Origin of the sequence: Sphaerisporangium sp. NPDC088356, assembly GCF_040685555.1 — a bacterium.
In the GTDB taxonomy this organism is placed as follows: Bacteria; Actinomycetota; Actinomycetes; order Streptosporangiales; family Streptosporangiaceae; genus Sphaerisporangium.
The window spans coordinates 38,416-60,158 of record NZ_JBFBIK010000027.1 but is presented as its reverse complement, the minus strand read 5'-3'; the positions used below and the strand labels follow the sequence as shown (position 1 = coordinate 60,158).

Below are 21,743 nucleotides of genomic sequence, written 5' to 3'. Positions count from 1 at the left end.
GGGGATGCCTCGGACCGTGTCCCCTGTCGCGCTGACCGTCAATGCCGGGTCCTCCAGCCTGCGGCTCGACCTGGTCCGCGACGACGAGGTGATCCACGAGCTGTACGTCGAGCGGCAGGCCCCCGGCCCGTCCGCCATCGACCGCACCATCGAGGCGTTCCTGCGCGACGCGCCCCCGTACGAGGTCGCCGTGGCCGCTCACCGGCTCGTGCACGGCGGCGACGCCGTACGCGCTCCGACGGTCGCGGACGACGGCGTGCTCGCGGCGGTGCGGCGGTTCGCCGACCTGGCGCCCCAGCACGTGCCGCCCGCCCTCGCGCTGGTCGAGGCCGCCCGGCGCCGGTTGCCCGGCGTCCCGCAGGTGCTGTGCCCGGACACCGCCTTCCACGCGGGCATGCCCGAGGTCGCCGCGACGTACGCCCTGCCCGCCGGCTGGCGGAGCACGTACGGGCTGCGCCGCTACGGCTTCCACGGCCTTTCGTACGCCTGGGCGCTCCAGCGGGCGGCACGGCTTCTCGGGCGCCCGGCCGAGACGACGCAGGCGGTCCTCGCCCACCTGGGCGGCGGGTCGTCGGTGTGCGCGGTGCGCGACGGCGGCAGCGTGGACACCTCGATGGGCTTCACCCCCCTGGAGGGGGTGCCCATGAGCACCCGGTCCGGAAGCGTCGACCCCGGCATGCTCCTGTGGCTGCTGTCCGGCGAGCGGCTCACGCTGGACGAGCTGAGCGACGGGCTGCAGCACAGGTCGGGGCTGCTCGGGCTGTCGGACGGCAGGTCGGGCGACACCCGCGACCTGGTGGCCGCCGGTGACCCGGCGTCGGCGCTGGCGCTCGCGGTGTTCGCCCACCGGGTGGGCCGCGAGATGGCCGCCGCCGCGACCAGCCTCGACCGGCTGGACGCGCTGGTGTTCACCGGCGAGATCGGCTGGGACCAGCCGGAGGTCCGCCACGACGTGTGCCAGAGGCTCGGGCTCCTCGGCATCGTGCCGCCGGCCCGCGACCAGGTGGACGACGACATGATCGTCAGCGCGCCGGGCGCGGACGTTCCCGTGCTGGTGGTCAGGCCACGCGAGGAGCTGCAGCTCGCCCGCGAGGCCCTGGCCACGGTGTCCCGGATCACCTGACGGTGATCGTGACCGGCCCCCGCTCGGGGTCGACGGCGGTACGCCATCCGGCCGGGATGTAGATCGGACGGTTCGGTATGAGCGTGCGGCGCGTGACCTGACGAAGCAGCGTCCGCCCGTCCTGGACGATCTCGACGGTGGGCCGGGGCACGAACCGCGCCGTCCACAGGATGAACCGGTCGCGCGGAGGCGGCGGCCCGGCGGGGCCCACCCGTCCCGGAGCGACCCACCTCAGCGGTTCGCGCACGTCGACCGGCACGCCGGCCGCCTCGGGGGCGCCCGAGAGGTGCGCGATCACCGAGCCCGCTACGTGGCGGCCGTCGAGCGCCACCGCGTCGGCGGTCTCGACCGGGTGCAGGAGGTTGCCGGCCGCGAACACTCCGGGCACCGACGTCCGCAGCGCGGTGTCGACCGACGGCCCCCTGGTCCCCGGGTCGACCGCGAGGCCGCCGCGCCGCGCCAGCTCGTAGTCGGGCACCCAGTCGCCGGTGAACACGATCGTGTCGGCCTCGATCACCTCGGTGCGCCCGTCGGCACGCCGTACCTCGACGCCCTGGAGCCTGCCCCGGCCGATCAGCCGGGTCACCGTGGTCCCGGTGAGCAGGGGGAAGCGGTAGCGCACCCCGGCGCCGAGCCTGAACGCCGCGTACGACTGCTGGCGCGGCAGGTCGGTCACCATGGCGGCGACCTTCACCCCGGCGTGGTCGAGGGTCATCACCGCGGAGTAGCTGACGTGCTCGGCGCCGACGATCACCGCGCGACGGCCCACGCCCTGCCCGCGCAGGTAGACGGTCTGCTGGAGCATGCCCGTGGTGTAGACGCCCGCCGGGCGCGTGCCGGGCACCAGCCGGGCGCTGCGCGGGCGCTCCCGTGCCCCGGTGGCGAGGACGACCGCCCGGGCGGTGATGCTCTCAAGGCCCGAGGGGCTGGTCGTCTGCAGCGTGAGCGGCCCCGCCCAGCCGGTGGCCGTCACGCCCGTACGCACGGTGGCGCCGGAGGCGGTGGCGAGGCCTTCGTAGTGCCGGGCGTAGGCGGGACCGGTCATCAGGCGGTGCAGGTCGCGGATCCCGTACCCGGTGTGGTGGGAGTGGCGGGGGATGCCTCCGGCGTGCTCCTCCCGGTCGATCACCTCCACCGGACCCGCGCCGGCCCGTGCCAGCTCGGCGGCGGCGGCCAGACCTGCCGGTCCGGCTCCCACGATGAGCACCTCGACGGACCGCTCGCGGCGGGCCGTGGAGGCGGGTGAGGTGGCGGAAGTCGTCATGGGCGTGCCTCGCCGGAAGTGGTCTCGGTGTCCCCTGTACGTGCCTGACCGTCGCCGTCCGCGCGGAGCCGGCTTACAGAGACGGCAGGGGGGTGGTCGAACAGCTCGCGCACCTCGGCCCCGCAGTAGAAGCCCTGGCAGCGGCCGTTCAGCGCCCGGGTCCTGCGGCGCAGGCCGTCCAGCGTCCGCGGCGGCAGGGCGCCTCGCATGGCGTCGCGGATCTCCCCGCGGGTGACCCGCTCGCAGTGGCAGACGATGCGGCCGTAGTCGGGGTCGGCGGCGACGAGGTCCGCACGCTGGTACGGGCGCGGGAACGCCTCGCCGATGTTGGGCATCCGAGGTGGTTCGAGCTCGCGGCGCGGTCCGGCGGCGAGGCCGGCCTCCACCAGCAGGCCCATCACGTGCTCGGCGATGGCCAGGGACGCGGTCAGGCCTGTGGACCGGATGCCGCCCACGCAGACGTAACGCTGCTCGGGGTGGGAGCGGAGCTGGTAGTCACCGTGCTCGGTCGCCGCGCGCAGCCCCGCGTACACCGCGCTGACCTCCTCCTCCAGGAGGGCGGGCATGATCTTCGCGCCCTTTTCCCTCAGGAACGCCAGGCCGCCTGCGGAGGAACCGGTGTCGGTCTTGTCGTTCAGGTCCTCGGCGGTCGGTCCGAGCATGACGTTCCCGTACACGGTCGGCGCGACCAGGACGCCCTTGCCCCGCGCGGTGGGTACGGGCAGCAGGATGTGGTTCACCAGCGGGCGGGCCAGCTTGTCGTACACGATCAGCTCGCCCCGGCGCGGCGTGACGGTGAACCCGTGGTGCCCGAACAGCCGGTCGAGCTCATCGGACCACAGGCCGGCGGCGTTCACGACGTAGCGGGCGCGCACGACGCCCCGGCTGGTGCGGATCTCGTGCGGGCGGTCGCCGTCGCCCGCGACCACCTCACCGACCCGGGTGTCCAGGCGCAGGTCGACACCCGCCTGGACGGCCTCGGTGGCGAACGCCAGGGTGGTGGTCCAGGGGCAGATGATGCTCTCCCCCGGCACGTGCAGCGCGCCCAGGGCGCCCGGGCCGAGCCGGGGTTCGCGGCGGTAGACCTCGCCCGCGTCGACGACGCGGGTCCGGTCGTACCCGTTGGCCTCGGCCTTGGCCTTCAGCTTGGGAAGGGCCGCGAGCTGCTCGTCGTCCCAGGCGACCAGCAGGGCCCCGAGCGGCTCCACCGGGATGCCGGTCGTGGCCGCGTAGCCCTCCAGCAGCTCGTAGCCACGGCGTACCAGCCGGGACTCAAGGGTCCCGGGGGTCGCGTCGAAGCCGGTGTGCAGGATCGCGGTGTTGGCCTTGGACGTGCCGTCGCCGACGTCGGCGGCGGCGTCCAGGACGGCGATCCGCAGGTCGTGGTGGGCCAGTTCGCGGGCGATGGCGGTGCCCACGACGCCCGCCCCGACGACCACGACGTCATACGCCGCCTGGTCGCCGGGACCCCCCGGGACGTCGTTCACAGGTTCTCCTTCGTCTGGTCCTCGGCGAGCCCGTCCTTGGCCGGCGGCGCGGAGTCCTTGGTGAGCATGGCCCGCACCGCCGCCGCGTACACGCCCAGCCTCTCCGCGGCCTCGCCGGCGCTCACGCGGGGCTCGTAGACGGCCGAGGGCGCACCCCGCACCGTCGCCTCGGCCACCGGCAGGCCCGGGTCCAGGCCCATTCTCGCCGCCGCCGCCACGCCGAGCGCGGTCGCGTCGGGCGAGGCGTACACCTCGACCGGGAGCTGGAGCAGGTCGGCCTGGGTCTGCATGAGCACCGTGCTGCGGGTGAGGCCGCCGTCCACCCGAAGGCTGGTCAGCGGGCGGCCGAGGTCGCTCGCCATGGCCCCGGCCAGCTCGACGACCTGCGCGGCGATCCCGTCACACAGCGCCCGTACGACGTGGGCGGGAGTGGTGTCCAGGCCCAGCCCGGACAGTGACGCCCGCACGTCGCCGCGCCATGAGGGGGCCGCCAGGCCCGCGAAGGCCGGGACGAACGTGACGCCGCCCGCGTCGGGCACGCTCCCGCCGAGCCGGTCGAGGTCCCCTGCCCCGCCGATCACCCCGAGCTCGGTGAGCCAGCGGACGGCGGAGGCGACCGTGTAGACCTGCCCGTCCAGGCAGTACGCCGGACGTCCCGCGAAGCGCCAGGCGACGCACGCCGCGAGCCCGGCCGAGGAGCGGACGGCGCGCGGGCCCGCGTTGGCGAGCAGGAACGCGCCCGTGCCGTAGGTGCACTTGGCGCTGCCCTGATCGACGCAGCCCTGGGCGAGCAGTGCCGCCTGCTGGTCGACGAGCAGGCCGGTCAGCGGGACCGCCGCCCCGAACGCGTCCGTCTCACCGAAGGCTCCCGCCGCGTCCACGACGGCGGGCAGCCGCTCCCCGCCGAGCCCGAAGATCTCCAGCGCCTCCGGCGACCACTCGGTGCCGTCGAGGTCGAGCAGCATGGTGCGCGACGCCGTGGAGGCGTCGGTGACGAAGGCGCCGGTGAGCCGGTGGACCAGCCAGGAGTCACTCGTCGTGACGACGCCTTCCCGGGTGAGGTGGCGGCGGAGCCAGGCCATCTTCGGCGCGGCGAAGTAGGGATCGAGCGGCAACCCGCTGAGCCGGGCGAGGCGCCCGGCCTCGCCCGCCAGTTCGTCGCAGACCGGCTGCGCGCGCCGGTCCTGCCAGACGATGGCGTCCGTCAGGGCCTCACCGGTCGCGGGATCCCACGCCAGCACGGTCTCGCCCTGGTTGGCGAGGCCGACGGCCGCGATGGGCTCTCCCGCCGCGGCGGCGGCCTCCCGTCCCGCGTCCAGCACCGACCGCAGCAGCTCGCCCGGGTCCTGCTCGACCAGGCCCCCCGAGCCGTACCGGGGGCGCACGGCGGCCTCCCCGGAGCCGATGACGCCGCGCTCCGGGCAGACCACCAGCGCCTTGGTTCCCGAGGTGCCCTGGTCGATCGCCAGGATGTTCGCGGAGGTCACCGGCCACCTTCACGGGACAGGCCTGGCTCGTGCCGCAGGGAGTCCGGGGCCTTCCACAGCATGCCGCCGTAGACCAGCGCGCCCACGACGAGAGTGCCTATGGCGTAGTACTGGGCCTGGCGGAAGTCGGCCGGGCCGATCAGGATGACCAGCTCGTACGCCAGCCACAGCAGCGCGAGGGCGACGACCGGCTTCTCCCATCTGCCGAGGACGAAGTCCCCGGGTCGGGCGGGGATGCGGTTGCGGGTGAACCAGTAGAGCAGCACCGTACCGGCGTAGAGGATGGCGGGCATGAGCGTGGCCGCGCCGAGGAGGTTCGCCAGGGCGTTGGCGTTGAGCCCGAAGCCGACGACGATCGCGGCGCTGAGGCCGCCGGCGAGCAGGGTGGCCCAGATCGGGCCGCCGGTGGCGCGCGGCACGCGGGTGAGCACCTTGGCGGCGGGGAGGCGGCCGTCGCGGGCCATGCTGTAGATCAGGCGGCTGTTGGTCACCATGATGACCAGGCCGCAGGCGAAGATCGACACGCAGACGATGACCAGCGCGATGGCCTTGATGACCGGGCCCAGGTTCTGGCCGATGATCGTCGCCACCGGGGCGCTGTCCTCGGTGAGGGCGGGGATGTCGTGGGCGGTCGCCACCAGCACGATCAGGAACAGCATGCCGAGTCCGCCCGCGACGAGGATCGAGCGCACCATGGCCCGGGGCACCACCTGGCGCGGGTTGTGCGTCTCCTCGGCGAGGTTGGACGCCGACTCCCAGCCGACGATGGTGTAGGCGCCGAGCAGGGTGGCCAGCATGAACGGCCCGAGCCAGCCGTAGTAGCCGGCACCGGCCACCGCTCCGGTGGACCCGAGCTGCGACCAGTCGCCCTTGCCTGCGAACAGCGCGGCGGCGAGCAGGGCCAGCGTCAGCCCGACCATGCCGATGACCTCGGCGCCCACGGCCCAGTTGTTGATCTTCGCGGTGATCGGCGTGGACCAGATGATGAGGACCGCCTGGATCACGAGGACGACCAGGGTGACCAGCATCGCCTTGCCGGGGCTGAACTCGATGCCGAAGAGCGGCAGCAGCGCGGCCTGGCTGAGCCCGTAGTCCACGGCGACCGTCACGATCGACAGGAACGCGAACGACACCCACCCGAACCACCAGCCCACGCGGGGGTTGGCGAGGCGCGAGGCCCACTGGTACGAGTAGCCGGACAGCGGGATCTTCGAGGCGAGCATGCCGTAGACGAGCGCGACGAAGACCTGCCCGATCACGACGATCGGCCACGTCCAGATGCCGCGCGGGCCGCCGGCGCCGAGCACGAAGCCGAACGTGCTGAACAGGCCGGTCGTGATCGAGATGAACGAGAACGCGACCGCGAACGACTCGAACGAGCGCAGCGTGCGGGCGAACTGCTGGGTGTAGCCGTACGACGAGACCAGCTCGTCGTCGGTCATGTCCGCCGCGTGGGCCCTTTGGGCGTTTGCGGCGGTGCCGGGAACCGGGGACGGCTCAGGCGCTGAAGTGGTGGACGGGTAGTCCTCGGACATGAACACTCCTTGGAGCAAGGTGAAGCGGGAGCGTCGCCTCCGTCGTACGGTGGTCGCGCCGGCGGTTGAACAACGAGGTCAAGGTCATGCGGGCTGGGGTCAACTGGCGTCGGCCTCCGCGTGGCCGGTGTCGTGCGGTCCGACGAGGCGCACACCGGCGGTCGCCAGCGCCTCGGCGAGACCTTCGTCGGGGGTTCCGTCGCTGACCAGGCCGGTGAGCCGATCCAGCGCGCAGACGTGCCGCGCCGCGATCACACCGAGCTTGGTGGCGTCGGCGATCGCGTAGCAGCGGGTCGAGTGGTCGAGCATGACCCGGCGTACGTCGACCTCGTCGGAGTGGAAGTCGGTCAGCCCGGCTGCCGGATGCACCCCGCCCGAGCCGAGGAACGCCAGGTCGGCGTAGTAGTCGGCGAAGAAGGCCACCGTCTGGCCACCGGCCAGCGCGAGGTCCCCCGAGCGGGTGCGCCCGCCGGAGACCAGCACCTCGATGCCCGGACGGTCGGCCAGCTCGGCGCCCACCGGCAGCGAGTTGGTCAGCACGCGGCCGGTCCACGTGACAGGGATGGCGCGGGCGATCTCGGCCACGCTGGTCCCGACGTCGAAGATCACGGTGTCTCCCGGGCGCAGCAGGGAGACGGCGGCTCTGGCCATGGCCTGTTTGCCGGCGACGTTCAGGGCCCTGCGCCGCGCGTAGCTGTCCTCGACCGCCCGGGGGCGCTCGGCGGGGGTGGCGCCGCCGTGCACGCGTTCCACCAGTCCGTCGCTCTGCAGGCGGAGCAGGTCGCGGCGGATGGTCTCTCCGGAGACCGAGAAGAGATCGGCGAGTTCCTCGGTCTTGACGCTCGGACGAGCGGCGACCTCGGCGGCGATGCGGCGACGGCGTTCCGCGGGCAGCACCCGACCTCCTCTTTGTGGAAACATGTGGAATGTTGACTGGAAGTATGGATATGCGAGGTAACGCACGTCAAGGGGTGATTTGTCCGGCTCTCGGATGCGGACCGGCGGCCACGGGGGTTTCGCGGACCTCGGCGTGTTCGGCGCGGGGCTGTGGCGGGAAGTCAGGACCGGCGTGTGAGCATGGGGGCATGGCCGAAACGATGAGCGCCTGGGTGGTGCGCCACCCCGGTCCCATGGACACGAGGCCACTACAGCGCGTGCGGATGCCGGTGCCGGAGCCCGGCCCCGGAGAGGTGCTCGTCAGGGTCGAGGTGTGCGCGGTCTGCCGCACCGACCTGCACCTGGCCGTGGGGGACCTCCCGCCGAAACGCCCGCGCACCGTCCCCGGGCACGAGGTGGTCGGCCGGGTCGCGGCCCGGGGCATCGACGCGCACCGGCTGGAGATCGGCACCAGGGTCGGGGTGGCGTGGCTCCACTTCACCTGCGGAGAGTGCCGCTACTGCCTTCGCGGCGCGGAGAACCTCTGCCCCAACGCCAAGTACACCGGCTGGGACATCAACGGCGGGTACGCCGAGTACACCACCGCGCTGGAGGACTACGTCTACGAGCTGCCCGAGGACTGCCCCGCCGAACAGCTGGCGCCGCTGCTGTGCGCGGGGATCATCGGATACCGGGCTCTGGCCCGTGCGGAACTGCCGCCACGCGGACGCCTGGGCATCTACGGCTTCGGGGCCTCGGCCCACCTCATCGCCCAGGTCGCGATCACCCAGGGCGCCACGGTGCACGTGCTCACCCGTTCCGAGAAGGCCCAGGAGCTGGCGCTGGACCTCGGAGCGGCGTCGGCGGCAGGCGCGTACGACGCCCCGCCCGAGCCGCTGGACGCCGCCATCCTGTTCGCGCCCGTCGGCGACCTGGTGCCCGTGGCGCTCAGCGCCCTCGACCGGGGCGGGACGCTCGCCGTGGCCGGCATCCACCTCACCGACATCCCCCCGCTGGACTACCAGGGTCACCTGTTCTACGAGCGCACCCTGCGCAGCGTCACCGCGAACACCCGCAACGACGGCCGCACGTTCCTGAGCATCGCCACGCTCCACCCGCTGGAGGTGATCACGACTCCGTACCCCTTCGACGAGGCCGACCAGGCTCTGGCCGATCTCGCGGCCGACCACGTGACCGGCGCCGCCGTACTCCACATCGGCGGCTGACCCACCGGGGCCCGGTTCACTCGCGGCGTTCGGCGCGGACCAGCTCCACGATCGCGGTGATGTCGGCCTCGCTCCAGCCGCGTTCCGCCGCCTCCTCGTAGCGCCGCTCGACCAGGCGGGCGATGGGCGGCGAGAGCCCGGCGGACTCAGCCAACTCGTTGAAGAGCCGCACGTCCTTGGCGCCGAGCCGCGTGGCGAACCATGCCTGGTGATCGCCGAAGAGGATGTCGTCGAGGCGGTTGCGGAGGCCGGGCGCGACGGTGGGCCACCGGTGGAGCAGCTCGCGCAACAGCTTCTTGTCGAGCCCGGCCGCCTCGGCCGTGCCCACCGCCTCGGCGACGACGGCGACTCCGGACATCAGCAGGTAGTTGTTGAGCAGCTTGAACGCCGACGCGCTCCCGGGATCCTCTCCGCAGTACCAGTACACGGAGAAGATCCGCGACCAGATCGGCTCCAGCCGGTCCACGAGCCTCCGGTCGCCGCCCTGCAGGCCCGAGGCCATGCCGTCGAGGACTGCCTGCGGAGCCCCGATGATCGGCGAGGCCACGAACCGCCGTCCGGGCGCCAGGTCACGGAGCTTGCGCGAGGTCTCCGGGGACACGGTGCTCATGTCGACCACGGTCGGCCCGTCCGGATCGGGCCCCAGCTCGGCCAGCCGGTCCATGACGTCGAGGACGGCCTGGTCGTCGGCCAGCGAGAGCAGCACGGCCTCCACACCGCGCGCGGCCTCCACCGGAGAGGACGCCTCGACCGCTCCGGCCTCGACCACCTCGGCGGCCTTACCCGGCGTACGGTTCCAGACCCTGACGTCGTAGCCGTGCGACAGCAGCCTTCTGGCCACCGCCCGGCCCATGTGCCCCATTCCCAGTACGGCTACCCGCATATGCCATCCCCCCTTGCCGTGGCCTTCCGACGAGCCGGTTCCCGGGACCTAGGCCGTCGGAGCGCGTTGCGGAAGCATCACCGAGGAGGGCGCCTGGGAGGCGAAGGCCTTCATGGCCTCCCGCAGGGCCCACGCCTCCTGGTTCAGCAGCCGGCGATCGCGGGGCTCGCAGTCGGCGTCGACGACGAAGTTGTCCCCCTCGAAGCGGGGGAACACGTGTATGTGGGTGTGGAAGATCTCCTGGAGCGCGGCCTCGCCGTCGCCGAGCAGCACGTTGACGCCTTCACACCGCAGGCCCGAACGGCGCAGCCCCAGCGCCACCCGATGGGCCACGCGCCACATGTGGGCCCCGACCTGCTCGTCGAGATCCTCCAGCCCGGTGGCGTGGACACGCGATATCACCAGGGCATGCCCCGGGTTCACCGGGTTGCTGTCCATGACCACGATCGCCACGTCGTCCTGGAAGGCCAGGCTCGCTTCCGACCGGCCCTCGATGATGTCGCAGAACACGCAAGGATCGCCTGTATCCATCCCTCAATGATTCTCTCCCCCAAGCGGATCATCCCTTCCGGGGTGGCACAACGCGCTCGCGGTCAGTCCACGTACCGGCGGGCGACCGAGGTCCGCTGCGGTTCCTCCAGCAGGCGCAGCCCTCGCTCGACGTCCATGGGCACGACCCGGCGCTCGCGAAGGACCCACGGGAGCCCGGCCACCGCGGCGGCCACGGCAGAGACGCTGGCGCGGTCCTTCGGCACCGAACGGAGCACCGCCGCCGTCCGGCGCAGGGCGTCGGGGGCCGGGCGGCGCAGCCAGGCCGTCCACAGGGTGTTGCGGATCCCCAGCCTCCGGCGCTGCCGCCGATCGCGGATCTTGGACGCGGCGTGGTGGACGACGACGCCCTCGGCCCAGCACAGCCACCAGCCACGGGAGACCAGGTCCAGGCTGAGAAGCTCCTCCTCGCCGCCGAGCCAGATCCGCGGCGAGAACCCCCCGGCCTCGCGGAAGGCCACCACCCGCAGCATCGAGGCTCCCGCCAGGATGCTCAGCAGCGCCGGACCGGGCATCCAGGCAGGCCCCTGGATGGGCGAGTGCCGCAGCTCGGGCGTGATCGGGTCCTCGCGCAGCCCCGGCTCGACCAGGATGCGCCCCGTGACCGACGCCAGCCGTGGGTGGCCCTCCAAGAGGTCGGCCGCCTCGGACAGGGCGCCCGGCTCCCACCAGGTGTCGTCGTCGCAGAAGGCGACGTACGGCGTCGTCACCTCGTCCACCGCGACGTTGCGGGCGACCGCGCCCAGATTGCGCGCGCTGCGGATCAGCCTCACGCCTGGGTACCGCTGCGCCACGGCGTCCGCGCTCCCGTCGTGGGAGCCGTTGTCGACCACGATGACGCGCGGGCGCTCGGGCAGCGCCGTCATGTGTTCCAGGGTGCGTAACAGCTCGTCCCGCCGGTCCATCGTGATGACCACCACGGTCATCCGCCCGTCGGGCGTGGTCATGGGCGGGTCTCGATCAGCCGGGCGTCCGCCTCGACGGATGCCGGCAGGCGGCGGCGGCCGTTCATGGCGTACGGCATCCTGCGCAGGGCCCCGAGCATGGCGGCGCGGGAGTCCCGATCCTGGAGGGTCCGCGCGGCGAGCCGTACGGTCTCGCGCAGCGCGACCCGGGCCGACCGGCGCAGCCAGACGGTCAGCAGCGCGTTCCGCAGCTCGGCCTGGCGCCTGCCCGCCGCAGGACCCCGCCTGCGGGACGGCTCGTGCACGGCCACCACGCCGGGTACGTAGCACCGGTCCCAGCCCAGCGCGGCGAGGTCGTACGCGAGCAACTGCTCCTCTCCCGGGAAGAACAGCACCGCGCTGAACCCGCCGGCGTCCAGGAACGCCCGGCGGCGAACCACGGAGGCGCAGGCCAGGAAGCCGAGCACCGACGGTCCGGGCTGGGCGGCGTCCCCGGGGAGCGGCATGGCGGCGAGCGCCGCGTTGATCGGGTCCGGCAGGCGCTCCGCGCCCACCAGCACGTGCGCCGCGAGCAGGCCGAGGCGCGGGTACTCGGAGAAGGTACGGGCCGCCAGCCGCAGGGCTCCCGGCTCCCACCAGGAGTCGTCGTCGCTGAAGGCGACGTACGGGGTCCTCGCGGCCTGCACCCCGACGTTCCGGGCGGGCGCGCCGAGATTGCGGGAAAGGCGGATCACCCGGGCCTCGGGGAAGCGGTCGCGCACCGCGCCGGACGTACCGTCGGATGAGGCGTTGTCGACCACGATGACGGCGGGGCGCTCGGGCAGAGATCGCAGGCGGCTCAGGGTGTGGAGGAGTTCCTCGCGGCGGTTCCTCGTGGCGATCACGACGGTGACCGGGACCACGCCCGCCTCCGCCCCGTCTGCGGCAGTCACCCGCCCTCACCCCCCCGGAAGCGCGAAATGCCCCCGTGGCGACCCATAACCCCTTCTGACGTGGGCAAACATCCTGCGTGCCACGGCACCTCGATCCGGCGGCCGGTCGATCGAGGGGCTAATTGTCCTTGCGGAGCTTCCCGAACGCGACCCGTGATCCCGGGGTCAGGCCGAACTTCCAAGAAACGCGTTCGGCAATGGTTCGACGCGCCCGTCACCCTCCGTGGCGGGCGTCGTGATTGGATCATCTCGGTGCAGTCCGGCTCGGGAGGGGACCCGTGAAAGCGATCAGTTACCGGCGGTACGGCGGGCCCGAGGTCCTGGAGTTCTGCGAGGCGCCCGAACCCAAGCTCGGCCCGGAGTCCGTGCTCATCGAGGTCAGAGCCGCCGCGGTCAACCCCGTCGACTGGCAGATCGCCGCGGGCCATCTGGACAGCCGGTTCGACGTGCACTTCCCCGTCATCCCCGGGTGGGACGTCGCGGGCGTGGTCTCGGCGGTCGGCCCGACGGTGACGGAGTTCGCGCCCGGTGACGAGGTGATGGGGTACGTCCGCACGGACACCGTCGGCCGCGGAACGTACGCCGAGCGGGTGGCCGCGCCCACCCGTACGATCGCGCGCAAGCCGGCCAACCTCGGCTGGGAGCAGGCCGCGGCCGTGCCCATCGGGGGCCTCACGGCCTACCAGTCGCTGGTCCACGCCCTCGACGTCGGGCTGGGTGACACCGTGCTCGTCCAGGCGGCGGCCGGCGGAGTCGGGTCGTTCGCCGTGCAGATCGGCGTCGCCCTCGGAGCCCGGGTCATCGGCACGGCCTCCGAGCGCAACCACGACCATCTCATGAGGCTCGGCGCGCGGCCCGTCGCGTACGGCCCGGGGCTCGCGGACCGCGTCCGGGCCCTGGCGCCCGAGGGGGTGACCGCGATCCTCGACATGTACGGCGGCGACGAGCTGACCTCCTCCGTGAACCTGCTGGCGAGCGATGCCAAAAGGCGCGTGGTGTCCCTCGCCGACGACGGGGTGCGGGAACTCGGCGGCACGTTCGTCTTCGCCCGGCCCAGCCAGGACGATCTGGACCAGCTCACACGGCTGATCGAGGTGGAACGCCTGGTGCCGGAGGTCGCCACCGTCCTCGACCTCCCCGACGCCGCCGAGGCCTTCCGCCTGAGCCAGACAGGCCACACCCGGGGAAAGATCGTCCTCAGGGTCACAACCGCCTGATCATCGCTCCCCCGGCCGCGGAGACGGCCCGCTGGCGGCGCACCGGCCGGTAACGCCGCCAGCGGGGCCGGCGTCAGCGGAGGATCTTGTAGAGTGCCGAGGTGAGGGAGGCCTTGGTGTCGTCCTGGTCGATGGACCACATCATGGAGCCGCCGAGCCCCTTCAGCCTGATGTAGGCGGCCTTCTCCAGCAGCGACGCCGGGTCGTCGTACGACCAGAACTCGTTGCCGTCGTACAGCCACAGCGTGCCGGTGAGCACGTCGCGGAAGCGCTTGCCCGGCTTGTTGACCAGGATCTTGTAGTCCTCGGTGCCGGGCGCCCATGTCGCGGGGGCCGCGCCGGTGGCCTGGGCGTACAGGCCGTTGCCGGTGGACTTCACGCCGGTCCAGCCCTGCCCGTACGCGGGGACGCCGACCACGATCTTCTTGGCGGGGGCGCCGCGCGACAGGTAGTCGCGGACGGTGGCGTCCACGCTGTACTTGACCGGGTTCGGGTCCTTGCGGTCGGTGAACAGGTTGCCGTTGTGGCCGGTCCTGGCCTCCCATGAGCCGTGCAGGTCGTACCCCTGGATCGTGGCGAAGTCGAGGCTGCGGAACACGTCGCGGACCTCGAAGCCGGCGTCGATCTTGGCTGCGGCGGCGGGCAGGAACGCGGTGAGCTCGCTCTTGGCGTTGTACGCCTTCATCTGCCGGCGCAGCTCTGCGGCGAACAGCGTGAAGTTGCGCTTGTCCTCCGGCCGGATGACGTTGCCGGCGTTGCCCTCCGAGCCCGGCCACTCCCAGTCCAGGTCGATGCCGTCGAAGACGCCCGCGCCGGTGCCCGCCGCCAGGCCTGGCAGGTCGCCCTTGAGCCAGAGGCCCACGCAGGACGCGGCGAGCGCGCTGCGGGCCTCGGGGGTGCTGACGGCGTCGGAGAAGAACTTCGACCCGGTCCAGCCGCCGAGGGAGATCAACGCCTTGAGGCCGGGGTTCTTGGCCTTGAGCTTCTTGAGCTGGTTCAGGTTGCCGTTGAGCGCCTGGCCTGGCTCGTCGGCGACGCCGTCCACGCTCTCCTCGGCGGAGACCGGCCGCTGCCAGTCGGCCCAGGCGTCGGCCGAGACGCACGTGCCGTCGGCGCCGACGTTGCCGAAGGCGTAGTTGATGTGGGTGAGCTTGGCGGCGGCACCGCTGGTGTCCACGTCCTTGACGTGGTAGTCGCGGCCGTAGATGCCCCACTGGATGAAGTAGGCGACCCGCTTGAACCGGTCACCGCCGTCCGGGTGCGCTTGGGCTCGCGCGGGTGCGGCCGTCGCCGCCAGGGCTTCGGCGGGTACGGCCACCGCGGCGAGGCCGACGGCGATCGCCGCCGCGAGTAGGTGCTGGAAAGGACGTCGCACGGCCATCTCCACTTGCTCCAGGAGCTTTATTTATAGGAAAGTTTCCTATGAGTTTTTACGGATCGTAGAGTCCGCCGTGCGGCGCGTCAATGCCTTGTCCCTGCCCTGCCGGGATTGTCCTCGTACGGGAATGTCAGCGCGGAGGGCCGAACCACGCCGCGAGGGCCGGGCGGAGGCAGTCCGGGTCCGGGCCTGCGTCCGCGGCCCAGGCCATATGCTCCTCCGAGCGGATGAGGACGATGCCCGGAGCCGGGACTCCACCCAGGGAGCAGGCGGAGGCTCGGCGAGGCCTACGCCGAAGGAGAGAACCACTACGAGCGCGAACGGCGCCACGAGGTCGTCGACGGTGAGCGCTTCCCGCTCACCACGCAGGTGCTGGGCGTACCGGCCGGCCGCCTGCCAGGAGATCCTGCCGCCGCGCACGGAGAACTCCATCGGCGACGCCATCTTCGTCAAGGGAGTCGGCGAAGGTCACCGCGCGATCGACGTGCCGACTGGTGAGTGAGGTGGCGCCTCTAAGGGCTGGGCTCGAAGACGGGCGTGAGAGGGAACTTGACGCGGTGGGTGTCGCCCCCCTTGGAGCCGCCCTCCTCCACGACTCCCAGCTTGATCTCGCCGTCGTCCTTCCCGTCACGGATGATCTGGACGAAGAAGTCCACCTCGACGGTGCCGACGCTGAAGCGCAGCTCCTCGCCCAGGACCTCGGCTCTGATGCGCGCCTTGCCGACCTCGCCACGCACGAGGTCCATCGCATCGGCGAGTGACAGCGGTTCGTGTGCCATGTCGTTCGTTCCTCTCGTCACCCGCGTTCCCGGAGAAGTCATTCCCACCTCCCGGTCAGCCGCGTCGACGCACAGGTATGAATCCCGCCAAATTCCCAAAGATGGCGTTCCTCAAGATCGGAACCACGGCCGCCGTACGCGTGATCAGCCGAGGCGCGCGGGGAAGCCGCCCGTGGCGACCGGGCCCCACTTCACCGGAGTGATGCGCAGCAGCGACTTGCCCTGCCGCTCCATGGCCGCGCGGTAGTCGTCCCAGTCGGGGTGCTCGCCCGAGATGGACCGGTAGTACTCGACCAGCGGTTCGAGCGCCTCGGGCATGTCGAGCACCTCGCAGGCCCCGTCGACCTGAACCCAGGGCCCGTCGAAGTCGTCCGACAGGATGACGACGCTCACCTTGGGGTCGCGCCGCGCGTTCTTGGTCTTGGCGCGTTCGGGGTAGGTGGACACCACGATGCGGCCCAGCTCGTCGACGCCGCAGCTCACAGGGGAAGCCTGCGGCCCCCCGTCACGCCGCGACGTGATGACGAGCGCCCTGTGACGCTCACGGATGAAGTCGAGCAGCTGCTCACGGGTGACCGTGTCCGCGGTCGCGATCCTCGGGCTCATGATCTCACTGTAACCAACCCCCGGCACCGACCTGTGTGGACGGGCCGACGGGCTCCTTCTTCGGGGACGAGGGGCCGTCGCGCTGGTGGAGCTGGGACGGGTCGAGGCCTCACTCAGCCGATCACAGCGGCCGAGCCGGATGATCTCATGTCGCCTTCTGGCGTCGCCCACCTGACCGCGTGGTCGAGCGGACCCCCGGCGACCTCGCCTGTCCTAGGGAAATGTCGGGCCTGAATGACATGCTTGTGGCGTGATGGCCCATACGGTGAGCCCCTTGTTCGTCGGGCGCGCGGACGAGCTTGGCGTGCTCGGTGAAGCGCTCGCGCGGGCGCGCGCCGGAGCGGCGACGACCGTGTTCCTCGGCGGCGAGGCCGGCGTGGGCAAGACCCGTCTCACCCGCGAGTTCGTCCAGCGGGCGGGCGCCGCCCGGGTCCTCGTCGGCGGCTGTCTGGAGCTGGGCACCGACGGGCTGCCCTTCGCCCCCTTCACCGCCGTGCTGCGCACGCTGGCGCGCGACCTCGGCCGCGAGGGCATCGCCGCCCTGGTGCCCGGCGGGCGCACGCGCGGGCTGGCCCGCCTCCTGCCGGAATTCGGCGAGCCCGACGACGACGGCGCCGAGGCCCGCGCCCGGCTGTTCGAGCAGGTCCTTGGCCTGATGGAGCGGCTCGCCGAGCTGGAGCCGACCATCTTGGTCATCGAGGACGCCCACTGGGCCGATCGGTCCACCCGTGATCTGCTGTCGTTCCTCACCCGCTACCAGCAGCCGGACACCCGCCTGCTCACCCTCGTCACCTACCGCTCCGACGAGCTCCACCGCACCCACCCCCTGCGCCCGCTGCTGTCCGAGCTCAGCCGCATCGACTGGGTCGCCCGGCTGGAGCTGGGCAGGCTGAGCCGGCGCGAGGTGGTCGAGCAGGCCGCCGGCATCCTCGACGGGGAGCCCCTCGCTCTCGACGTCGACATGATCTACGCCCGCAGCGAGGGCAATCCGCTGTTCGTCGAGGCGCTGCTCAGCGGCGGCGAGGGCGCGGCCATGCCCGAGTCGCTGCGCGACCTGCTCCTGGCCGGCGTCGAGCGCCTGCCCGAGGACACCCAGGAGTTGCTCCGGGTGGCCAGCGCGGGCGGAGCCCGCATCGAGCACGCCCTGCTCGCCGCCGTCGCGGGCCTCGACGACGGCGCCCTGTCCCGCGCGCTGCGCCCCGCCGTCGCGGGCAACGTGCTGGTGGTCGACGGCGAGGGGTACGCCTTCAGGCACGCGCTGATCCGCGAGGCCATCCACGACGACCTGCTCCCCGGCGAGCGCACCCGCCTGCACACCCGTTTCGCCCAGACCCTGGAGCGCGCCCCCGCCATCCTTCCCGCCCTGCGCGGAGCGATCGAGCTGGCCCACCACTGGCACGCCGCGCACGACGCCCCGTCGGCGCTCCTCAGCGCGTGGCGCGCGGCGGTCGCCGCCAGGAAGTCGGCGGCCTACGACGAGCAGTTGCGCATGCTCACCAGAGTGCTGGAGCTGTGGGACACCGTGCCCGACGCGGCCGCGAAGACCGAGTGCGACTACATCGACGTGCTCAGGCAGACCATCACCGTGGCCCACCTGGCCGGGGAGTTCGAGCGCGGCATCTCGCTGGCCAAGGCGGCCCTGCGCGAGATCGACAGCGACGCCGACCCCATCCGGGCGGCCCAGGTGCTGCGGCAGCGCGGGCTCGTCAGATATGACCTCGGCCGGGCCGGGTTCGTCGACGACCTGCGCACCGCCGCCCGGCTCGTCCCCGCCGACCCTCCGACCGAGTTCCGCGGCAAGGTGCTGGAGAACCTCGCCCGCGTGCTCCACGGGCCCGACGCCTGCGCCGAGAAGGAAGCGCTGGCGGAGGAGGCCATGCGCATAGCCCGCCAGGTGGGTGACGCCGAGACCGAGGCACATGCCCTCATCACGCTGACCTGGACCCGGTGCCGCTACTCCAAGATGGAGGTCCAGGGCCCCGCGTTCGCGCGGGTGCGCGAGATCGCGAGCCGGGCCCCCACCTACCACGGGCTCATGCGGGCCGCCATCTCCGAGTCCGACGCGCTGGAGGGGGCAGGGTGGCACGAGGAGGCCGCCAAGGTCGCCCGCAGGGGCATAGCCGACGCCGAGGCGTATGGCATGGCACGCACCTCGGGCGCCTTCCTGGCGATCAACCTCGCCGAGCCGCTGCTCTCGCTGGGGCGCTGGGACGAGGCGCTGAACGTCATCCAGCGCGCCCTCGACGTCATGCCGCCCGCGCCCTACCGCGCGAGCCTGCAGGGCTTCGCCACCGACATCGCGCTGGCCCGCGGCGAGCTCGATCGGGCCGACGCGCTCTTCCAGTCATCGAGGAGCGTCATGGCCGCCGGCACCTACCGCGACCAGACGATCCTGCCGCACCTCCGCAGGGAGATCGAGCTGCTGATCGGGCGCGGTCGCGGCGACGAGGCGTTCAAGCTGGTCGAGAAGGCCCTGCGCGTGCACGACGGCAGCGCCGGCTCCCGCTACGTCTGGCCGGTGCTCGTGACGAGCGTCCAGGTGGCCGGTCCCCTGCTCGACGAGCTGCGCACTCTGGCGGGCGCGCAGGAGGCGGAGGGAGATCTTCAGGAGGCGCACCGTCTCACCTTCGCCGCCGAGGCCGCCCGGGAGTCCGGTTCGGCCGACCTCGCGACCTACGACAGGGCCGTGGCCGCCTGGGCCGCGCTGCGCCAGCCGTACGCCGAGGCCCGAGCCCTGCTCGGCGCCGCTCACGCCGCCGTCGCCGCGGGCGAGCGCGACGAGGCGGCCAGGCGGCTGTCGCGGGCGGCGCTCCTCGCCGGCGGGCTCGGCGCCGTGCCCCTGGCCGATGAGATCGGCTCCCTGGCGAGGAGGGCGCGCCTGCCGATCGCCGACGAGTCCGCCGCCCCTGATCTCCCGGCCGCCTCCGAGGGCACCGAGCTGAGGCTGACGGCCCGCGAGCACGAGGTGCTGCGTCTGGTGACGACCGGTCGCAGCAACCGCGAGATCGCCGCCGAGCTGTTCATCTCGGCGAAGACCGTGAGCGTGCACGTCTCCAACATCCTCGCCAAGCTGGGCGTCGCCTCCCGGGGCGAGGCGTCGGCGACGGCCCACCGCCTCCACCTGTTCGACAGCTAGCCCGACGGCCCTCGGGGCGTCCCCACCGTCATACGAGGTCGACCGGCGGCCGGCGACTACCCCGGCTCGTGGTCGTCGAGGAGGCCCGCGTCGTGCACCAGCAGCGCGATCTGGACGCGGTTGTTCAGCCGGAGCTTGGTCAGGATGCTGGAGACGTGCGTCTTCACCGTGGGGACGCTGAGGTGGAGCACGGCCCCGACCTGGGCGTTCGACCGGCCCTGGCCGAGGGCGACGGCGACCTCGCGCTCACGGCCGTTCAGCAGTGCGAGCCGGTCCCCGGCGCGGGCGCGGCGCCGGTCGTGGCTCGCCTCGGCGACGCGGGCGATGAGGCGACGGGTCACCGCCGGTGACAGGACCGGGTCGCCCCGTGCCACCCGGCGTACCGCGTCGACGATCTCATCGGGCGGGGTGTCCTTGAGCAGGAACCCGGCGGCTCCGGCACGCAGTGCCCGCAGGACATGCTCGTCGGCGTCGAAGGTGGTCAGGACGATGACCTCCGGCGCGTGGCGGCGCGCCCGCAGGGCCTCGGTCGCGGCCAGCCCGTCCATCACGGGCATCCGGATGTCCATCAGGACCACCTCGGGGGCGTGCCGATCGACCAGGGAAAGCACCTCGGCCCCGTCGCCCGCCTCGGCCACCACGCGGATGTCCGGGGCCCCGCCCAGCATCATCGCCAGCCCGGCGCGCACGAGCGGGTCGTCGTCGACGATGAGCACGCCGATCGCCGGAGGCTCCGATGGGGTCATGCGGGCCAGGGTAACCAGGCCGACAGCGACCAGCCACCCTCCGCGGTGGGCCCGTGCTCCAGGCGCCCGCTCGCCAGGGCGACGCGCTCCGCCAGCCCCACCAGCCCCTGGCCGGAAGACGCGGCTTCGAACTCGGGCCCGGGGACGCCGCCCGTGTCGTGGACCTGGACGGTCAGGCCCTGCCCCCGCGCACCCGACACCCGGACGCTGACCTCGGCTCCCGGGGCGTGCTTGCGGGCGTTGGTGAGAGCCTCCTGCACGATGCGGTAGGCGGTGCGGCCCACCCCGTCGGGGACGGCGCCGCCGGTCTCCTCGCGCAGGTCCACCCGCATCCCCGCCCGTACGGACTCGGCGGCGAGTTGCCGGATGCCGGCGAAGGTGGGCTGGGGAAGCTCGCCGACCGGGGCGCGCAGGACGCCGATGACCTCACGTAGATCCTGCAAGGCCTGGTGGGCGCTCTCGCGGATCACCTTGGCCGCGCGGGCGATGTCCTCGGGCGGGGCGCCGGGACGGAATTCCAGCGCGCCGGCGTGCACGCTCAGCAGCGACAGCCGGTGGCCGAGCACGTCGTGCATCTCCCTGGCGATCGCCTCGCGGGCGTGGTGCTGGGCCTGCTCCGCGCGCAGCAGGGCCTCTGTCTCGGCGCGGGCCGCGCGGTCACGCAGCGACAGCACGAGCCGGCGCCTGTTGTGGATGAACAGCCCCCAGCCGACGGCGGCGCCGTAGATGGCGACGGCCAGCAGGAACAGCAGCAGGCTTGGCGTGCCCGGCTCCGGGCGCAGCAGGACGTAGACGACCGCGGCGAGCACGCTCAGCGCGGAGACGGCCGCCGTGGTCCGCGGGCGCCGGTGCACCGCGACCGTGAACAGCGCCACCACCGTCGCACCGGCCACCAGCTCGGAGAACGCCGAAAGAGCCCCAAGCGCCACGGCCAGCCCGACCGGACGGCGGCGGCGCAGCCACAGCGCGGCGCATCCCAGGACGCCGGTGATCTGGTCGAGGTTGAACAGCCACTTCGGGACCGGCAGCGAGGACCCGTCCAGACGCGCGGCGGACGTCACGACCCCGTAGGCGACCGCCAGCGTGAACAGGGTGGTGTCAACGATCCAGTCCCGTCGGCTGCGCCGGTGGGTGCGGCTCGCAGGGGGGTCCATGCTCCCGAGGCTACCGATCAGGGAGGCGGGACTCAGTGGCCGGAACGGTGAGCGATACCTAAGTCGCGGTGGTCGATGCTTTCGTCGGCCGGGGTGCCCGCGCGACGATGCCTACGTCGGCCACCGTGCCGTCAGCGCTTACATCGGTCGGGAGTGGAGAGACCTGTGGCCGATCCGCCGCGGCGGCGCCGATCCCTAGCGTTGGCGGCATGCGCCAACCCCTCCAGTTGCTCGGGATGATCCTGATCCTCGAAGGTGTCAGCGGCACCATCGACCACCTCGCCGTCCAGCCCTTCTTCAGCTTGCTCCTCAACTTCTTCAACCGCGTCGTCATCCCCCGCGTGGACTTCCTGACCGGGTACGAGCTCTACGCGAACCTGAGCCTGGCGGTCCTTGGCCTGGTCCTGGTCATCGCCGCGGAACGCGCCCAGCCGTGACCCGGCGGGGCGCGTCCAGGGCG

General features: G+C 72.7%; 21 protein-coding genes. 6 read left to right on the top strand and 15 right to left on the bottom strand.

What is annotated here, in order from left to right:
* The first annotated feature begins 4 nt into the window (after positions 1–4).
* Entirely contained in the window at positions 5–1,123 is a 1,119-nt protein-coding gene (locus AB0O34_RS13345) for an acetate kinase (RefSeq protein ID WP_363915600.1), read from the top strand.
* Here AB0O34_RS13345 and AB0O34_RS13340 read toward each other — a convergent pair.
* The 5 genes from AB0O34_RS13340 to AB0O34_RS13320 all read right to left on the bottom strand — a co-directional run bounded on the left by AB0O34_RS13340 (position 1,116) and on the right by AB0O34_RS13320 (position 7,793).
* Positions 1,116–2,387, bottom strand: coding sequence for an FAD-dependent oxidoreductase (locus tag AB0O34_RS13340; RefSeq protein ID WP_363915599.1), 1,272 nt, complete (start codon positions 2,385–2,387; stop codon positions 1,116–1,118). The two genes, AB0O34_RS13345 and AB0O34_RS13340, sit on opposite strands and share 8 nt — an antisense overlap.
* The gene (locus tag AB0O34_RS13335) at positions 2,384–3,874 is read right to left on the bottom strand and encodes an NAD(P)/FAD-dependent oxidoreductase (RefSeq protein WP_363915598.1); all 1,491 of its coding nucleotides are present in this window, start codon (positions 3,872–3,874) and stop codon (positions 2,384–2,386) included. Before AB0O34_RS13335 ends, AB0O34_RS13340 begins: the two co-directional genes overlap by 4 nt.
* Positions 3,871–5,361, bottom strand: coding sequence for an FGGY family carbohydrate kinase (locus AB0O34_RS13330; protein ID WP_363915597.1), 1,491 nt, complete (start codon positions 5,359–5,361; stop codon positions 3,871–3,873). The genes AB0O34_RS13335 and AB0O34_RS13330 overlap by 4 nt, the downstream gene beginning before the upstream one ends.
* Entirely contained in the window at positions 5,358–6,896 is a 1,539-nt protein-coding gene (locus AB0O34_RS13325) for an amino acid permease (RefSeq protein WP_363915596.1), read from the bottom strand. The genes AB0O34_RS13330 and AB0O34_RS13325 overlap by 4 nt, the downstream gene beginning before the upstream one ends.
* Positions 6,897–6,995: 99 nt before the next feature.
* Complete coding sequence (locus AB0O34_RS13320; RefSeq protein ID WP_363915595.1) at positions 6,996–7,793, bottom strand: DeoR/GlpR family DNA-binding transcription regulator; 798 nt, start codon at positions 7,791–7,793, stop codon at positions 6,996–6,998.
* 188 nt (positions 7,794–7,981) lie between these two features.
* Here AB0O34_RS13320 and AB0O34_RS13315 point away from each other — a divergent pair, with 188 nt between their 5' ends.
* Positions 7,982–8,998, top strand: a complete 1,017-nt coding sequence (locus tag AB0O34_RS13315; RefSeq protein WP_363915594.1) for a zinc-dependent alcohol dehydrogenase family protein — start codon at positions 7,982–7,984, stop codon at positions 8,996–8,998.
* A 16-nt stretch (positions 8,999–9,014) separates the two neighbouring features.
* Here the strand turns inward: AB0O34_RS13315 and AB0O34_RS13310 are convergent, their stop codons facing one another.
* The 4 genes from AB0O34_RS13310 to AB0O34_RS13295 form a co-directional block, all read right to left on the bottom strand.
* A complete protein-coding gene (locus tag AB0O34_RS13310) occupies positions 9,015–9,881 on the bottom strand; it encodes an NAD(P)-dependent oxidoreductase (protein ID WP_363915593.1) in 867 nt (288 codons plus the stop codon).
* A 48-nt stretch (positions 9,882–9,929) separates the two neighbouring features.
* A complete protein-coding gene (locus AB0O34_RS13305) occupies positions 9,930–10,391 on the bottom strand; it encodes an HIT family protein (protein WP_363915592.1) in 462 nt (153 codons plus the stop codon).
* Positions 10,392–10,474: 83 nt separating this feature from the next.
* On the bottom strand, positions 10,475–11,377 hold the full coding sequence (locus AB0O34_RS13300; protein WP_363915591.1) for a glycosyltransferase: 903 nt from the start codon (positions 11,375–11,377) through the stop codon (positions 10,475–10,477).
* Entirely contained in the window at positions 11,374–12,267 is an 894-nt protein-coding gene (locus tag AB0O34_RS13295; protein ID WP_363915590.1) for a glycosyltransferase, read from the bottom strand. Before AB0O34_RS13295 ends, AB0O34_RS13300 begins: the two co-directional genes overlap by 4 nt.
* Before the next feature lie 278 nt (positions 12,268–12,545).
* Here AB0O34_RS13295 and AB0O34_RS13290 point away from each other — a divergent pair, with 278 nt between their 5' ends.
* Positions 12,546–13,484: an NADP-dependent oxidoreductase gene (locus AB0O34_RS13290; protein ID WP_363915589.1), complete on the top strand. Its 939-nt coding sequence runs from the start codon at positions 12,546–12,548 to the stop codon at positions 13,482–13,484.
* A gap of 73 nt (positions 13,485–13,557) precedes the next feature.
* Here the strand turns inward: AB0O34_RS13290 and AB0O34_RS13285 are convergent, their stop codons facing one another.
* Both AB0O34_RS13285 and AB0O34_RS13280 read right to left on the bottom strand, forming a co-directional pair.
* Positions 13,558–14,865: a glycoside hydrolase family 18 protein gene (locus AB0O34_RS13285; protein WP_363915588.1), complete on the bottom strand. Its 1,308-nt coding sequence runs from the start codon at positions 14,863–14,865 to the stop codon at positions 13,558–13,560.
* Between the two features lie 127 nt (positions 14,866–14,992).
* The gene (locus tag AB0O34_RS13280) at positions 14,993–15,124 is read right to left on the bottom strand and encodes a hypothetical protein (protein ID WP_363915616.1); all 132 of its coding nucleotides are present in this window, start codon (positions 15,122–15,124) and stop codon (positions 14,993–14,995) included.
* 81 nt (positions 15,125–15,205) lie between these two features.
* Between AB0O34_RS13280 and AB0O34_RS13275 the strand changes: the two genes are divergently transcribed.
* The gene (locus tag AB0O34_RS13275) at positions 15,206–15,364 is read left to right on the top strand and encodes a hypothetical protein (RefSeq protein WP_363915587.1); all 159 of its coding nucleotides are present in this window, start codon (positions 15,206–15,208) and stop codon (positions 15,362–15,364) included.
* Positions 15,365–15,374: 10 nt separating this feature from the next.
* On the opposite strand, the gene AB0O34_RS13270 is transcribed toward AB0O34_RS13275, so the two are convergent.
* Together AB0O34_RS13270 and AB0O34_RS13265 are read right to left on the bottom strand one after the other, a co-directional pair.
* A complete protein-coding gene (locus tag AB0O34_RS13270; RefSeq protein ID WP_363915586.1) occupies positions 15,375–15,641 on the bottom strand; it encodes a trypco2 family protein in 267 nt (88 codons plus the stop codon).
* A gap of 144 nt (positions 15,642–15,785) precedes the next feature.
* Positions 15,786–16,247 (bottom strand): PPOX class F420-dependent oxidoreductase, encoded by a 462-nt coding sequence (locus AB0O34_RS13265; protein ID WP_363915585.1) that lies wholly within the window; start codon positions 16,245–16,247, stop codon positions 15,786–15,788.
* A gap of 265 nt (positions 16,248–16,512) precedes the next feature.
* Between AB0O34_RS13265 and AB0O34_RS13260 the strand changes: the two genes are divergently transcribed.
* Complete coding sequence (locus tag AB0O34_RS13260) at positions 16,513–19,383, top strand: AAA family ATPase (RefSeq protein WP_363915584.1); 2,871 nt, start codon at positions 16,513–16,515, stop codon at positions 19,381–19,383.
* Positions 19,384–19,439: 56 nt separating this feature from the next.
* Here AB0O34_RS13260 and AB0O34_RS13255 read toward each other — a convergent pair whose 3' ends face one another.
* Together AB0O34_RS13255 and AB0O34_RS13250 are read right to left on the bottom strand one after the other, a co-directional pair.
* Positions 19,440–20,129: a response regulator transcription factor gene (locus AB0O34_RS13255; RefSeq protein ID WP_363915583.1), complete on the bottom strand. Its 690-nt coding sequence runs from the start codon at positions 20,127–20,129 to the stop codon at positions 19,440–19,442.
* On the bottom strand, positions 20,126–21,283 hold the full coding sequence (locus tag AB0O34_RS13250) for a histidine kinase (RefSeq protein WP_363915582.1): 1,158 nt from the start codon (positions 21,281–21,283) through the stop codon (positions 20,126–20,128). The genes AB0O34_RS13255 and AB0O34_RS13250 overlap by 4 nt, the downstream gene beginning before the upstream one ends.
* Before the next feature lie 209 nt (positions 21,284–21,492).
* On the opposite strand from AB0O34_RS13250, the gene AB0O34_RS13245 reads away from it, so the two are divergent.
* A complete protein-coding gene (locus AB0O34_RS13245; RefSeq protein ID WP_363915581.1) occupies positions 21,493–21,720 on the top strand; it encodes a hypothetical protein in 228 nt (75 codons plus the stop codon).
* Positions 21,721–21,743: the final 23 nt, after the last annotated feature.

Coding starts and splice junctions, on each gene's coding strand:
- AB0O34_RS13265 (WP_363915585.1), bottom strand. CDS start 16,247: ATGAGCCCGAGGATCGCGACCGCGGACACGGTCACCCGTGAGCAGCTG.
- AB0O34_RS13285 (WP_363915588.1), bottom strand. CDS start 14,865: ATGGCCGTGCGACGTCCTTTCCAGCACCTACTCGCGGCGGCGATCGCC.
- AB0O34_RS13340 (WP_363915599.1), bottom strand. CDS start 2,387: ATGACGACTTCCGCCACCTCACCCGCCTCCACGGCCCGCCGCGAGCGG.
- AB0O34_RS13310 (WP_363915593.1), bottom strand. CDS start 9,881: ATGCGGGTAGCCGTACTGGGAATGGGGCACATGGGCCGGGCGGTGGCC.
- AB0O34_RS13270 (WP_363915586.1), bottom strand. CDS start 15,641: ATGGCACACGAACCGCTGTCACTCGCCGATGCGATGGACCTCGTGCGT.
- AB0O34_RS13255 (WP_363915583.1), bottom strand. CDS start 20,129: ATGACCCCATCGGAGCCTCCGGCGATCGGCGTGCTCATCGTCGACGAC.
- AB0O34_RS13245 (WP_363915581.1), top strand. CDS start 21,493: ATGCGCCAACCCCTCCAGTTGCTCGGGATGATCCTGATCCTCGAAGGT.
- AB0O34_RS13250 (WP_363915582.1), bottom strand. CDS start 21,283: ATGGACCCCCCTGCGAGCCGCACCCACCGGCGCAGCCGACGGGACTGG.
- AB0O34_RS13345 (WP_363915600.1), top strand. CDS start 5: ATGCCTCGGACCGTGTCCCCTGTCGCGCTGACCGTCAATGCCGGGTCC.
- AB0O34_RS13315 (WP_363915594.1), top strand. CDS start 7,982: ATGGCCGAAACGATGAGCGCCTGGGTGGTGCGCCACCCCGGTCCCATG.
- AB0O34_RS13300 (WP_363915591.1), bottom strand. CDS start 11,377: ATGACCACGCCCGACGGGCGGATGACCGTGGTGGTCATCACGATGGAC.
- AB0O34_RS13325 (WP_363915596.1), bottom strand. CDS start 6,896: ATGTCCGAGGACTACCCGTCCACCACTTCAGCGCCTGAGCCGTCCCCG.